Below are 13,260 nucleotides of genomic sequence, written 5' to 3' on the forward strand. Positions count from 1 at the left end.
GAGTTTTAGAAAAAGAGCTGTCTTTTTTTGAAAATGACCGTTTTTTAATAACGTGTATGATCGAAGGGAATCCAGTGATGGTCGAATGATTTCCATTGATTTTTCTTTAAATACCGGAAATTACTCGAAATATCTAAATTCTTTAAGAAAAGTTAAAGAAAAATAAAAATAACAAAGAATGGGTTGTATCTTTATACGAGGAAGGGTACCATTCATAGTGGATTGAAAATAACATATAACCTTGTTAGGTGAGGCTCCTATACAAACATAAGCTATTGCGCAGAAACGTCGAAAGACGCCAATGTGTAAAACAGGAATTGTCGGATTAAGGCTTTTCATAAAATAGCTAAGAAAGGGAACAACTTTCTTTACGTTGTATAGTGCTAAAACTCGGACGATGAGATTGCTAGCAAAGTCTGACGTCCTAAGAGAAGTGAGACTTTTTTGCTTTTCTCTTTGATGGATGACTAAGCTCAAAGGGCATAATAACTGGTACCGTCTGAACACCTACTCCAAGGCAAGAGGAGTGGAAGCAATGATAGAAAAAAAGAAGATCGATTGGCTGCTGATCATAGCTTATTTGCTATTGAGCCTTATCGGTCTTTTAATGATTTATAGTGCAAGTTCTTATCGTTTATTAACGAGAGATCAGCCGCCAGCAAGCTTATTTATGCGTCAGCTTGTCTTTCTGTTACTCAGCTGGGTGCTCCTTTTCATTATTCAGCGAACACGGCGTGAGATTCTGCTCAGTAAATATTTAGCGATCGGTCTGTTGGCATTTGGCGTCTTTACTTTACTATTGGCACGTTTGCCGTTTTTCGGTGTTTCTGTCAATGGAGCGCAACGATGGGTCTCGATTGTAGGGATACAATTTCAGCCCTCAGAGATCGTGAATGTGGGCATGGTCTTATACCTTGCTCATTACTTTCAATCAGCAAAAACTACCTTGCAGGAAATGAAACGTCCGCTTTTCGTTTTATTTTTGTGCTGTGTGTTGATCCTCATTCAACCAAAAGTAGCCGGCGTGATGATTTTACTTTTCTTGGCTTTTATCATGATTACCACGGTTCAGGTACCCGTTAAACTCACGGCTCTTTTGTTTGGCGGGTTATTAATCAGTCTGTTCTTGGTTGCTATGTTGATCCTCTTTTTAGGAAACAATGATTTATTGCCCCACATGTTTATGCATGTGTATAACCGAATTCGATTAGTGGGAGATCCGTTTTCCGACCCATATAATCAAGGATTCCAAATGATCCATTCCTACTATGCTTTGTTCAATGGTGGTCTTACGGGCCTTGGTTTAGGAAATAGCATCACCAAGAAAGGCTTTTTACCAGTAGCAGAGACTGATTTTATTTTCTCCGTTTTAGTAGAGGAATTAGGGTTGATTTTCGGCATTTTTGTCATCGCTTTATTATTCGTAATCATTTTACGTCTGTTTATACGATCAGCGGCAATCGCAAATCCTCAGATTGGCTTAATATTATTGGGAACCAGCACGTTGCTGTTATTACAAACAAGTATCAATATTGCCAGTATTTTAGGGTTGATGCCGATGACGGGGGTACCTTTGCCATTCATTAGTTATGGTGGCTCCAGTTACTTTATTCTTTCATTTGCCTTCAGTTTATGCCTGAAACTAGAACGAGAGGAGGGTATACTTAATGAAGTTCCTCAAACGACATGAAGCAAACTATGCTTTATTGCTGCCGATTTTCCTGCTGTTTTTGTTAAGTATCTGGGTACAACATCAGGCTTCTGTGATGGATGGCAATGATCCTTCAGGGATTGTTTTTCGGCAGATCCTCTTTTGTATCCTTTCGGCGATTGCTCTTTTTGTAACGAGTTTGATTCCTACGAATTTACTCCTCCGCTTTTCTGGTCTTTTGTACTTACTATCACTTGGTTTGATGGCCTCTCTTCATTGGTTTTACGATCAAACGATGTTTGAACAAACGCACACCAAACGGTGGATCAGATTTGGTGCGTTTACGATTCAGCCTTCTGAGTTTATGAAAGTGGCCTTTATGCTCTTTATGGTCTATCTCACTTTAGTCTATGAGAAACGTAAAGCAGAACGAACAATCAAATCCGATTTGATCTATGTTACTAAGATCCTGCTATACAGCTTACCCACATTTTTATTGATGTTTATGCAGCGGGACTTTGGAACGAGTTTGGTGTTTATCGTGATGTTAGGTGCCTTATTCATCATTTCCGGTGTTCATTGGAAAATACTGACCGTCGTGATCGGTTTGATTGCCGCTCTTGGTGCTATTTTGTTGCTACTCGTATTCACGGAATGGGGCAATCGTGTGTTGTTTCGCCTTCACTTTTCACAATATCAATTGGATCGGGTGAGAGCCTGGGCAGATCCACTCGCGTACCAAGATTCCATCGCTTTCCAACAAGTCCGCAGTATGTGGGCGATTGGTTCTGGCGGCTTATTGGGGGCACCTGATACCCATACAACGGTGTATGTGCCGGTTCGGGAGTCAGATATGATCTTTACAGTCATTGGAGAAACGTATGGCTTTTTAGGAAGTACTTTAGTCATCTTCCTTTATTTCTATCTGATCTATCAAATCATTTTTGCTGCTTTAAAAACAAATAACAAAGCATCGGTCTATATTGCGATTACCTATGTGTTTGGTTTGGTTTTTCAAATTTTTGAAAACATCGGAGCGGCGATCGGTTTGCTGCCTTTAACCGGCATTCCCTTACCATTCTTAAGTCAAGGAGGAACCTCTCTGATTGCGATCAGCATTGCTATGGGAATTATCTTTGGGTTAGACAAATTTCCGATAAAAGCCAAAAATAGGTCGTATACATTAAAAGAAAGTAGGGGCTTAACATGAGTAAAACAGCAAAAAAAGGAGTGGTAGGCGGAATACTCTGCAGCTGTTTTGCATGGCTGTTTTTCCTCGTTGCATTAGAACCGCGCTGGTTCCAAAGCATCGACAACCTGTTTTCCCAGTTGCCTCAATGGCGGACACCTGCTGTGGAATCGCTTTTTCTCCCACTTGCCAGTACGGCTACGATCATTCCCATAGCTGTCGTTCATTTCCTGTTAGCAAGTATTTTATTTATGCGCAAGCAGCGGTTAGAAAGTCTTTGGTTGATGGGGAATATGATTGTGATCAGTGGTGTTGGTCAAGTGATCAAGAAAGTAGTTGATCGACCGAGACCGGATTTTGCTGACAGTATGGAACGGGCATCAGCAAGTTTTCCGAGTGGACATACATTATTAGCGACCACGTTGATTATTTCTCTCCTCTTTTTCTTGGGGCAAACAGTTCCTGCCAAAAGAGGCAAGCGTCACTTTATCCAAAACATGGCCCTATTTCTAGGATTGATCTATTTGTTGCTGATTATGATGAGTCGGTTGTTACTTGGGGTTCACTATCCCAGCGACTTGCTAGCAAGTATTTTATTGGCAAGTGGGATCAGTTATATCACCTATGCTTTCGTCTTTTCAATCAAAAAATATGTACTTAGGGGGAGATAAATTGAGTACAGCAAAAAAACTAATAATCATTTTCCTGGTATTGCTGACCGGAATTATCTCAGCAGGAACTGTCTATGCGGTTAGGGTGTATTTTCAAGTAGAGGATGTTGCCCACTCGATCCATCGTCCAATCGAAGGACGAGAAGAGGCGGAAGTCATCGAAAATGCCGAGCCTCTAAGCCTTCTTTTGTTAGGGATCGCCAATGACTCTCGTCGCAAAACCGATTTTCGCGCCAACACCATCATGGTAGCAACGTTGAACCCTGCCACAAGAAAAACCACCCTCACGAGTATTCCTAGAGATGCTTATGTGGAAATCGTGGGACAAGGGTACCATGATAAAATCAATCATGCCCATTCTTTTGGTGGGGCAAAGATGATGATTGAAACCGTCGAACAATATCTTGATATACCGATCCATCATTATTTCTCCTTAAACATGGATGGGATGGCAGATCTTGTTGATGCAATTGGTGGCATCACGGTTGAAAATGAATTTGCTTTTACTGCTGAGAAAATCGATTACCCAGAGGGGATCCTCGATTTAGATGGCTGGGAGGCGCTTCAGTATACTCGTATGCGAAAGGATGATCCAGAAGGTGACTATGGCCGTCAGCGCCGTCAGAGAGAAGTGACTGAGATTCTGGCAAAAGAGTTAGTTTCACTTTCCAGCGTGATGCGGATTCAGGATCTGCTAACGATCATTGGAGAAAATGGTGAAACCGATCTAACTTTTTCGCAAATGAGTCAATTATTTATCCAATATCAATCAGCATTAGGGACTGTCGAGTCTTACCAAATGGCTGGCAGTGGGTTCACCGGCGATGGCTTCAGAGGAGAATATGGAATTTCCTATCAAGAAGTAACGCCTGAAGAGCAACAGACGACGAGCCAACGTTTAAAAAATGAGTTGTTGATTGATTAACGTCCTGGCTTAGAAACAGAACCAGTTCAATTTTGTTCTTCAAGTATTTCGTAATTAGAGTTGACAGCCGCTTTTCCTCAGGATACTCTTTAGTCAAGCAATGCATTACGGCTTGATAACAAGAGTTTGTTTGGAAAAGAGCTGTCAACTCTATTTCTATTGTTCCACCCTGTCGCTAAGTTATTACAAGGAGGAAAAGTATGAAGATCGTCTTTAAAGACCAATTACCATCTGATTCAAATCAAGTACTCGCTTTGTATGAGGGAGTTGGCTGGAGCGCCTATACTAAAGATCCCGAGCGTCTTTTAAATGCGTTAGCCCACTCAGAGGTGATCACGGCCTATGTTGAAGAGCAGCTGGTGGGGCTTATCCGTTGCATAACCGATGGACAAACCATTCTTTATATTCAAGATCTATTAGTAGCATCCGAGTTCCAAGGTCAAAAAATTGGTCAGCGATTACTCAAAAAAATGCTGGCGAATCATCCATCAATACGGCAAAAGGTTTTGATTACGGACAACACAGAAAAAACGCGTCATTTTTATGAGGCGTGTGGCTTTTCCTCTGTGGAAGAGCAGCAAATTGCCGCATTTATCTATTCAGCAAAAAGCGAATAAGGAATAAGAAAATCGATGTGTCACTGAGAATATTTTTTTAGTTGCGTTGGGTTTTAAGAAGGAGTGGAGAAAAATGAAGATGCGCTTTGCGTTACTTTTTTTGTGTCTCTTTATTGGTGTTGGCGCTTGTGGAGGAAGTCTATTGGCGTTTAAAAGCATTGAGCCGTTAAGCAAAGGGGAGACATTTGCTGGTTTGGAAGCGGCCATGCTGCAAGGAACACCCTTCACGACCTTCTTAATTCCCGGCTTGTTTTTGTTCGCTATCTTAGGTTTGGGTAATCTGATTGTTGTTTTCCTCTTGCGGCTTAACAAAGGGTACCACGGGGTAATGCTTTTAGGCATGAGTTTAGTTGTCTGGATCATCGTGCAGGTCATCTTATTACAAGAATGGAATGTCTTGCATGTGATTTTCTTTTTGCTAGGGTTGCTCCAGTTTGCTTCAGCAGTCTACTTTGTCAGACGGTTGCATATTCCGTTGCCGTTTTCAGCTCATCAAAATTGATTAGATTCGAGATATAGAGATGAAAAAAATTAAATTAATTGAAAGTTTGCTATGAAAAACATGGATTTTTGAAAAATTCTTCTTGAAATCATCCTTCGTTTTTAAAATTATGCTAAACTGAAAGAAGTTGAATTACTTTCTAGAATCAGGAGGATTTATTATTGGAGTTTCTTAAAAAATCAAAAATTTTTGCAGGTCTAGTGATCGTCTGTCTCTTAGGGATCGCGGTCTGGATCTATTCAAATATACTGTTTGTCTTTCGACCGCTGGAAGCCATCTTTTCTAGTGTCTTTTTACCAGTATTGATTTCAATTTTTATTTTTTACATCTTTTTACCTTTCTTTAATTGGGTAAAAAAAAGAACGAAAAAGAAAAGCATTGCGCTATATTCGACATTGCTGCTGATCGTTTTTGCAGCGTATTTGATCGTTCAGGTGATTGGACCAGCATTAGCCTATGAGATGGGGCGTTTTATCAATCAAATTCCCATCATCATCAATTTGGTGATCGATACTATTGATCATTCTTATTTAGAAGAATTATTTGGTCCTTTTATTGATTCGATTGATATTTCCCAAGCTAGCAACTTTGCCTTACAGTTTATTACCGGGGCAACCAATAGTCTGACGAGTTTGATCTCCATCGTTTCTCATTCAGCGATCGTCTTGTTTACGATCCCACTGTTATTAGTGTATATGTTTAAAGACGGTGAGAAAGTTCCTGATTTTTTGGCAAGTAAGACACCGAAAAACTATCAAGGCTTAATGCGACAACTTTGTAGTGATTTTCATCAAGCAGCGTCAGCGTACATCGGTGGGAAATTGCTGGTTTGTTCTTATGTTGCGGTTTCAAGCTATTTCATTTTTTCTTTGCTAGGCTTACAAAATGCCTTACTATTAGGATTAATTTGCGGCGTTCTGGACATTATTCCTTATTTCGGCCCCTTTATCGGAGCAGCACCAGCCTTTTTATTTGCGTTAAGTCAAGACATTCGAACAGCTATTTTTCTGATTGTCGGAATCACGATCATTCAGTTAGGTGAATCATATCTTGTTTCACCATTAGTGATGAAAAAAGTATTGCATATCCATCCAATCATTGCGGTTTTCTTATTATTGATTGCCGGCAACTTGCTTGGATTTGTAGGCATGATTGTGGCACTGCCAGTGTATTCGATCGTGATGGCAATGTCTGGTACATTGTTGCGTTTTTTTCAAGAACGAAAATTAGAACGATCTGTAATTGATAAAGATTCATTATAACGAAAATGTTCTACCTTGCTGTTGGAGCGGTCTCCATCAGCAGGTTTTTTTGTTTTTAAGCACTACGTAGCAAGGCCTAAAGACAAATGCTATACTTATTGAAACGAGAAGGACGATAGGAGTGAGGAAATGAAGGTTTTATGGAACGATCAAATCGTTGATCGAGAAGCGGTGAAAATTGACATTGAAGATCGCGGTTATCAGTATGGTGACGGAATCTATGAAGTGATTCGAATCTATAATGGTCGCTGCTTTATGTTAGGGGAGCATATGACTCGCTTAGAAAGTAGTGCGCAAAAAATTAAACTGACATTGCCTTATACAATTCCCCAATTAACTGAAAACCTTAAGTTACTGGTTAAAACCGAAGGAATCACAGAAGGAGAGATCTATCTTCAAATCACCAGAGGAATCGCCTCTCCCCGCAATCACGAGTTTCCGTCTGCTGGAGCAGTCAAAGGAGTCGTGACCGCAAATGTGATCCCCTTTGAACGACCTCTGGAAATGCAGCATGCAGGGCTATCTGCGACCGTTCTTCCAGATGAGCGTTGGTTGCATTGTGATATCAAATCATTGAGCTTGTTAGGAAATCTGTTAGCGCTAGATCAAGCGATCGAAGCGGGGTTCGATGATGCACTCCTGCAACGAGATGGATGTTTCACGGAAGCTTCGGCATCAAATCTCTGGTTTGTCATTGATGGTATCGTCTATACACATCCGGATGGACGCTTGGTATTACCAGGTATCACGAAAATGAAGGTGCTACAGTTGTGTCAGCAATTAGAAATTCCTTATCGAGAAGAACCTGTCCCTGTTGAGGCACTAAACAACGCGCAAGAATGTTTTTTGACCAATTCTGTCTGGGAAATTGTGCCTATCGTCAAAGTAGATGGGAAATCAGTTGGCAATGGTACATTGGGTTCGATCACGAAACGTTTGCAAGCAGCCTATATCGCTGCTACAAAGAGTATGTGCGAATCCTAGTTAACAAGCAAAAGAAACGATTCAAAAAAACTTTGGCCCACCCAGCATGTTTTATAGCTAGGTGGAACAAAGTTTTTTCTTGGATACAAGTGCAGATTTTACCATTCACTAGGATTCCACAATTTTCCGTCAAGTTCTCCTTGTTTCAATTCGATTCGAATTTCTTGCTGATGAAGCAACTTCTCTAGTTCTTGCAAAAATGCTTTTTCGTGATAGTCAGCTGTTTCTTTTATTGACTGCTCTATCAGTGGCTTCAGCCATTCGTGATCCATCACAGCACCTCCAATTCAGTTAAAGCGTCATCTAATTCGATCAACGTTTCATGGTTTTCCTGCAACAAGGATAGCAAAGGAGCAAGCTGCGGTTTTTCAGAAACCAAACGCGCCAGCTTTTCGCTAAACCATTGTTGCTTTTGATCAAATGTAAAGGGAGCCGGCATTGATAACAGTTGCTGATAGGCAATGACAAAGGCTCGTTTCTCTTGTTCTGATTTATACATCAGTTGATCGAGGACAACGATGGGGAGTACCGTCATTTGATGTTTTTTTGCCATGAGTACCAGTGGGTGCAAAATTTCATTGAAGGTCGTATTTTCTCGGCCGCCTAGCTGAAATTCTTTGGCGGCAACGCCGGTAGAAACGGCGAAACTAATTTCCTTGCCCACCAATGCAGGGGCACATTTTTCCCAAACCGTATCGATCCAAGCTTTCATTTTTGCTGGAACGCTGTACCAATATAGGGGGAATTGTAGAATCAAACGATCGCATGTTTGCAACAGCATCCGTTCATTGGCGAGAGAAAAATCAGAAAGATCATCAAGGAAATGCATGGTGACGTTAGGAAGCTTGGCACTTTCACTAAAGAATCGTTGGGAAAGCGAATTGTGGAAATCCGGATGGCTGGCTACCACTAAAGTTTTTATCATGAGACTGATCATCCTTTCCTATTACATTTACCATATTTTACCAAAAAGAGAAACTAGTCTGCTTTTCTTTTTGTCGAAGTTCTTCTCTTTTAGTTTCGTTTAAGGTACTTCTTTTATACTTGTTATAAGAAAAAGCCAGTAGCGGCTTAAGCGTGATAGAAATGGGGGAATAGAGGATGGAATCAAATGATCCCTTGATGAAAGGTCTAGCAACTATAATAAGGATCGTTGCAAATACAGTGAACTATGTCGAAAATGGACTTGCCAGTTGCAAACAACGAATTGATGGAAAGCGTCAAACGAAAGAAAATGATTACGGCAACGGGCAAGAGTTTACTGAAGTGACTGTCTACAGATGACCGATGCAAAGAAAATAACAAAGATGGCTCACTCCTCAAAGGGTGAGTCCTTTTTTTTATTTCAAGCCATTCATCATCAGTTTGTACTTTTGTTGAGGGAAGGTATAATGAGTAAATGAAGCATAGTGGAGACGGAAGAATGAAGCAATAGTAGGGAGGAGAAGCAGGTGATGAATCATTTATATAAACGAATCCAATACAAAATTCCAGAGCTGAACCGAGTAGAAAGAACGGTCCTTAACTATTGTTTAAGGGCGCCCGAGAAAGTTTCAGAAATGACGGCCGATGAGTTAGCTTCCCAAACGTACACCAGTCAAGCGACGATCAGCAGAATGGCAAAAAAGCTTGGCTTTACCGGTTTTCAAGAATTCAAATTTTCACTGAAGAATTATCAAACTCTTGAAAAAAAATCATCTACTCAAGCTTCTCTTGGTTTATCCCCACTGATCAAGCAAATGATTGACCAGCTGGCGGCATCCTTATCAATGATCGAAGAAGCCGACTTTCAGCGTGCCGTGGAAATGCTTCAGCAAGCACAACGAATCGAATTTTTTGCTTTAGGGCAAAGTGCGGCGGTTGCATTATCTGCGAGTCGAAAGTTGCGGTTCTTAGGAAAAACGGTTGGCGCTTCAACGGATTGGGATGAATTGACAACCATCGCTAATCAACTATCAAAAAAAGATATGGCTATTTTTATTAGTCATAGTGGGGAAACAATCGGGATGCTAAATTATGCTAACCGGTTGAAACAAAGAGGTGTGCCGATTTTAGCCTGTATTGGTCAATCAACAAGCACGTTGGAAAAGCTTGCCACCTTCTCTTTTTCTGTTGAAATGACAACGATTTATCATCATGAAGTCGATTTGAGCCCACGGATCTCTTTAGCAGCGTTACTGGATATTTTAATTATTCAATACGCCAATCAAATCGAACCAGGACTTGATCCTGAATGACCATTCCATTTTGTGAATGGTCATTCTTGTTTTGGTAACTGTATTGTAAGCCTTCTTGATATCGTTTACATTTTAAGAGATAAAAGTGTTAGGAGGAAATGATATGCAAAAAGGAAAGAAAGCAAGCTGGATGGAAATTTTTCAAGGACTTGGGAAAACATTTATGTTGCCAGTCGCTTTACTCGCATTCATGGGTTTATTTTTAGGGATTGGTAGTTCATTTTCATCTTCTTCAACGATCGACGTTTTCCCATTTTTAGGTGCCTCTTGGCTTCAAGTGGTTTTTCGTTTCATGTCAACGATCGGTGGGTTTGCCTTTAGTTACTTACCCGTCATGTTTGCGATGGCGATTCCTTTAGGTCTAGCACGAAAAGAGAAGGGAGTTGCGGCATTTTCAGGCTTTGTGGGCTATGTCGTGATGCATTTATCCATCAATTTTTATTTACAAGAAACGAATCAATTAGCTACTGCAGATCAACTTCGAGAAGCAGGACAAGAGATCGTTTTTGGCATTCAAACATTATCAATGGGTGTTCTAGGTGGTATTATCGCAGGATTGATCGTTTATAAATTGCATACGCGCTTCTACCATTTTCAATTGCCAGATAGTTTTGCCTTCTTTTCAGGAGCCCGGTTTGTTCCAATCATCACCTCGCTTACTTTAGCTGTGGTCGGGGTGATCATTCCGATGATTTGGCCATTGTTTGCTATGATCATCACAGGAATCGGACATTTGATCCAACAAGCTGGTCCTTTCGGTCCGTTCTTATTTGGTTCAGGTGAGCGCTTATTACTGCCATTTGGGTTACACCATATTTTGGTTTCCATGATTCGCTTTACGGAAGCAGGGGGAAGTCAGCTGATCGATGGTCAGCAAGTCTTTGGGGCGTTAAATATTTTTTATGCGGAATTACAAAACGGTTTAAGCATCTCACCAAGTGCAACGGCGTTCTTGTCTCAAGGGAAAATGCCAACCTTTATGTTTGGCTTACCGGCAGCAGCATTAGCTATGTACCAGACAGCAAAACCTGAGAATCGTTCAAAGATAAAAGGCTTGTTGATTTCAGGCGTCATTGCAACTTTTGTGACAGGAATTACTGAACCAATCGAATTTTTATTCTTATTCATCAGCCCTTTATTATGGATTTTTCATGTCATCATGACAGGTGCTGGATTTATGGTAATGAGTCTATTGGGTGTCACGATTGGAAATACCGATGGGGGCGTGCTTGATTTTCTTATCTTTGGCGTGATGCAAGGCGCATATACAAAATGGTGGCTCGTTCTGATCGTAGGAGCTTGCTGGTTTGCCCTGTATTACTTTGTTTTTAAAACAGTAATCCTTCGCAAGAACTTGAAGACACCTGGTAGAGAAGAGAACAACGATCAAACGAATGAGTTGGAAGAGGAAATGACCTATTCTGGAAAGAGTGGCTACGATGCCCATGGTATTTTGGCAGCTTTAGGGGGAGCAAGTAATATTGATTCTTTAGACAATTGCATTACACGGCTACGCCTCGTTCTAAACGATGGTACATTGGTTGATGATGAACGGCTAAAAAAACTAGGTGCGCTTGGGGTCGTTCACTTAGATGATACGAACGTTCAAGTAATCATTGGAACGAAAGTAACAACAGTCAGAAATCAACTTGATGCGATTCTTTAGCAAAATTGTCAAGTAGTAGGAGTGAAGAAAATGTTTTTTGATGAGCCAATCAATCGTAAAGGAACCCATTGTACCCAGTGGGATTATGTGGAAGACCGTTTTGGTGAAAAAAACTTGTTGCCATTTACGATTTCCGATACGGATTTCAAGGTGCCAGCTGCAGTTGAAGCGGCACTTATCAAGCGGATGCAGCACCCGGTATTTGGGTATACACGTTGGAATCACAATGAATTCAAGCAAGCAGTCTGCAAATGGTATTCTGAACGCTTTACAAGTAGGATCGACAGCGATTGGCTGGTCTACAGTCCTTCCGTCATGTATAGCATCAAACTACTCGTCACCTTACTCAGCAATCCAGGAGATGGGATCATTATTCAAACACCTGCGTATGATGCGTTTTATAAAATGATCAAAGAGAACAAAAGAAAAATCGTACCTAATGCACTCATCTATGATGCCAACTCGTATCGCATTGATTTTGAAGAGCTAACAAGATTGATGGCACAGCCTGAAAACAAAGTTCTTCTCTTATGTAGTCCTCATAACCCAACTGGGAGAGTCTGGCAAAAAGATGAGTTGCAACGAATGATCGAATTGGCGAAAACCCATGATGTATTTATCATCTCTGATGAGATTCATATGGATATTGTAAGAAAAGGACAAAGGCATCAACCAATCATTGATTTGTTGCAAAAAAAAGTAGCCCTTGTTACTTCGGGTAGCAAAACGTTTAATTTCCCAGGGTTGATTTATTCTTATGGAATCATTCCTGACTCCAAATTGCGTGATCGCTTCTTAACTCAGTTAAAAGAAGCCGATGGGTTGAGCTCCACCAGTATTTTTGGCATGACCGCAACGATTGCTGCCTACGATAATGAAAGTAAGTGGGTGGATCAGCTCAATGACTATCTGGATGATAACATTGCTTATGTGATTGCTTATTTACAGGAATATCATCCAGAACTCGTGGTCACGAAAAGCGAAGCCACGTATCTTATGTGGATTGATTGTACAGCACTGGATTTAACGATGGTGGAATTGCAGCAACGAATGATTCGTAAGGGAAAAGTCGCGATTATGTCAGGGGAAATCTATGGGAATGAAGGGAGAAATTTTTTACGCCTAAACGTTGGCTGTTCGCGAGAAAAACTCATTGATGGATTGAACCGATTCACATTGAGTTTGACATAACAAAAAAGAACCCACTGAGCAATCAGAAAGATCCTGTATTCTTTCTGATCGCCAGTGGATTTTTTAGTCTTTCGTCCTGTGGGGAGTTGATGTAGTAGTAGCGGGGATTGGTTCAACGACATGGAAATAGCCTTTTTTGTCTTGAATGATCAGCATATCTTGCTGACTCTGGCTTTTGATGATTTCACCTTTAACAATTTCGTTGGTGACAGTCCGATAAATACTTGCAGTCATGCTCATTCCTCCCAACGTTTTTTCCCAACTGGTCTTCAATAGGGGGACCAGTACAAATCAATTGCTTGATTTGTACCAGCAAGGAAAAAGAAAACGAATTGGTATCTTTAGTATAGGAGAGCAATGTTTAG

General features: G+C 40.8%; 15 protein-coding genes and 1 riboswitch. Of the genes, 12 read left to right on the forward strand and 3 right to left on the reverse strand.

The annotated features are described in order from the left end of the window. The first annotated feature begins 233 nt into the window (after positions 1-233). Positions 234-409: riboswitch (M-box (ykoK) riboswitch) on the forward strand. Between the two features lie 126 nt (positions 410-535). The 8 genes from IGJ42_RS07630 to dat all read left to right on the forward strand — a co-directional run bounded on the left by IGJ42_RS07630 (position 536) and on the right by dat (position 7,801). Beyond that, positions 536-1,690: an FtsW/RodA/SpoVE family cell cycle protein gene (locus IGJ42_RS07630; RefSeq protein ID WP_008381965.1), complete on the forward strand. Its 1,155-nt coding sequence runs from the start codon at positions 536-538 to the stop codon at positions 1,688-1,690. Then, positions 1,668-2,861 carry an FtsW/RodA/SpoVE family cell cycle protein gene (locus IGJ42_RS07635; RefSeq protein WP_008381962.1) on the forward strand — a complete coding sequence of 398 codons (1,194 nt, stop codon included), beginning with the start codon at positions 1,668-1,670 and terminating at the stop codon, positions 2,859-2,861. The genes IGJ42_RS07630 and IGJ42_RS07635 overlap by 23 nt, the downstream gene beginning before the upstream one ends. Further along, positions 2,858-3,511: a phosphatase PAP2 family protein gene (locus tag IGJ42_RS07640; RefSeq protein WP_061054077.1), complete on the forward strand. Its 654-nt coding sequence runs from the start codon at positions 2,858-2,860 to the stop codon at positions 3,509-3,511. Before IGJ42_RS07635 ends, IGJ42_RS07640 begins: the two co-directional genes overlap by 4 nt. A 1-nt stretch (position 3,512) precedes the next feature. Next, the gene (locus IGJ42_RS07645; protein WP_034878590.1) at positions 3,513-4,436 is read left to right on the forward strand and encodes an LCP family protein; all 924 of its coding nucleotides are present in this window, start codon (positions 3,513-3,515) and stop codon (positions 4,434-4,436) included. A gap of 200 nt (positions 4,437-4,636) precedes the next feature. Next, complete coding sequence (locus IGJ42_RS07650) at positions 4,637-5,053, forward strand: GNAT family N-acetyltransferase (protein ID WP_061054078.1); 417 nt, start codon at positions 4,637-4,639, stop codon at positions 5,051-5,053. Between the two features lie 73 nt (positions 5,054-5,126). Then, on the forward strand, positions 5,127-5,555 hold the full coding sequence (locus tag IGJ42_RS07655; protein ID WP_008381958.1) for a hypothetical protein: 429 nt from the start codon (positions 5,127-5,129) through the stop codon (positions 5,553-5,555). Positions 5,556-5,716: 161 nt separating this feature from the next. Continuing rightward, complete coding sequence (locus tag IGJ42_RS07660; RefSeq protein WP_008381956.1) at positions 5,717-6,817, forward strand: AI-2E family transporter; 1,101 nt, start codon at positions 5,717-5,719, stop codon at positions 6,815-6,817. 129 nt (positions 6,818-6,946) lie between these two features. Next, positions 6,947-7,801, forward strand: coding sequence for a D-amino-acid transaminase (dat, locus tag IGJ42_RS07665; protein WP_008381954.1), 855 nt, complete (start codon positions 6,947-6,949; stop codon positions 7,799-7,801). Between the two features lie 98 nt (positions 7,802-7,899). On the opposite strand, the gene IGJ42_RS07670 is transcribed toward dat, so the two are convergent. Further along, a complete protein-coding gene (locus IGJ42_RS07670; RefSeq protein ID WP_005236169.1) occupies positions 7,900-8,073 on the reverse strand; it encodes a hypothetical protein in 174 nt (57 codons plus the stop codon). Continuing rightward, the gene (locus tag IGJ42_RS07675) at positions 8,073-8,738 is read right to left on the reverse strand and encodes an NAD(P)H-dependent oxidoreductase (protein WP_016612106.1); all 666 of its coding nucleotides are present in this window, start codon (positions 8,736-8,738) and stop codon (positions 8,073-8,075) included. Before IGJ42_RS07675 ends, IGJ42_RS07670 begins: the two co-directional genes overlap by 1 nt. 164 nt (positions 8,739-8,902) lie before the next feature. Between IGJ42_RS07675 and IGJ42_RS07680 the strand changes: the two genes are divergently transcribed. The 4 genes from IGJ42_RS07680 (at position 8,903) to IGJ42_RS07695 (ending at position 12,895) form a co-directional block, all read left to right on the forward strand. Further along, positions 8,903-9,085: a hypothetical protein gene (locus IGJ42_RS07680; protein WP_008381949.1), complete on the forward strand. Its 183-nt coding sequence runs from the start codon at positions 8,903-8,905 to the stop codon at positions 9,083-9,085. Between the two features lie 170 nt (positions 9,086-9,255). Then, positions 9,256-10,038, forward strand: coding sequence for a MurR/RpiR family transcriptional regulator (locus tag IGJ42_RS07685; protein WP_061054080.1), 783 nt, complete (start codon positions 9,256-9,258; stop codon positions 10,036-10,038). 103 nt (positions 10,039-10,141) lie between these two features. Further along, positions 10,142-11,704, forward strand: coding sequence for a maltose/glucose-specific PTS transporter subunit IIBC (gene malX / locus IGJ42_RS07690; protein ID WP_008381946.1), 1,563 nt, complete (start codon positions 10,142-10,144; stop codon positions 11,702-11,704). Between the two features lie 30 nt (positions 11,705-11,734). Further along, positions 11,735-12,895 (forward strand): MalY/PatB family protein, encoded by a 1,161-nt coding sequence (locus tag IGJ42_RS07695; protein ID WP_061054081.1) that lies wholly within the window; start codon positions 11,735-11,737, stop codon positions 12,893-12,895. 63 nt (positions 12,896-12,958) lie between these two features. On the opposite strand, the gene IGJ42_RS07700 is transcribed toward IGJ42_RS07695, so the two are convergent. Then, positions 12,959-13,129, reverse strand: coding sequence for a hypothetical protein (locus tag IGJ42_RS07700; protein ID WP_005236154.1), 171 nt, complete (start codon positions 13,127-13,129; stop codon positions 12,959-12,961). Positions 13,130-13,260 lie beyond the last annotated feature (131 nt).

It is taken from the genome of Enterococcus sp. DIV1067f (genome assembly GCF_050543505.1).
GTDB lineage: Bacteria > Bacillota > Bacilli > Lactobacillales > Enterococcaceae > Enterococcus_D > Enterococcus_D entomosocium.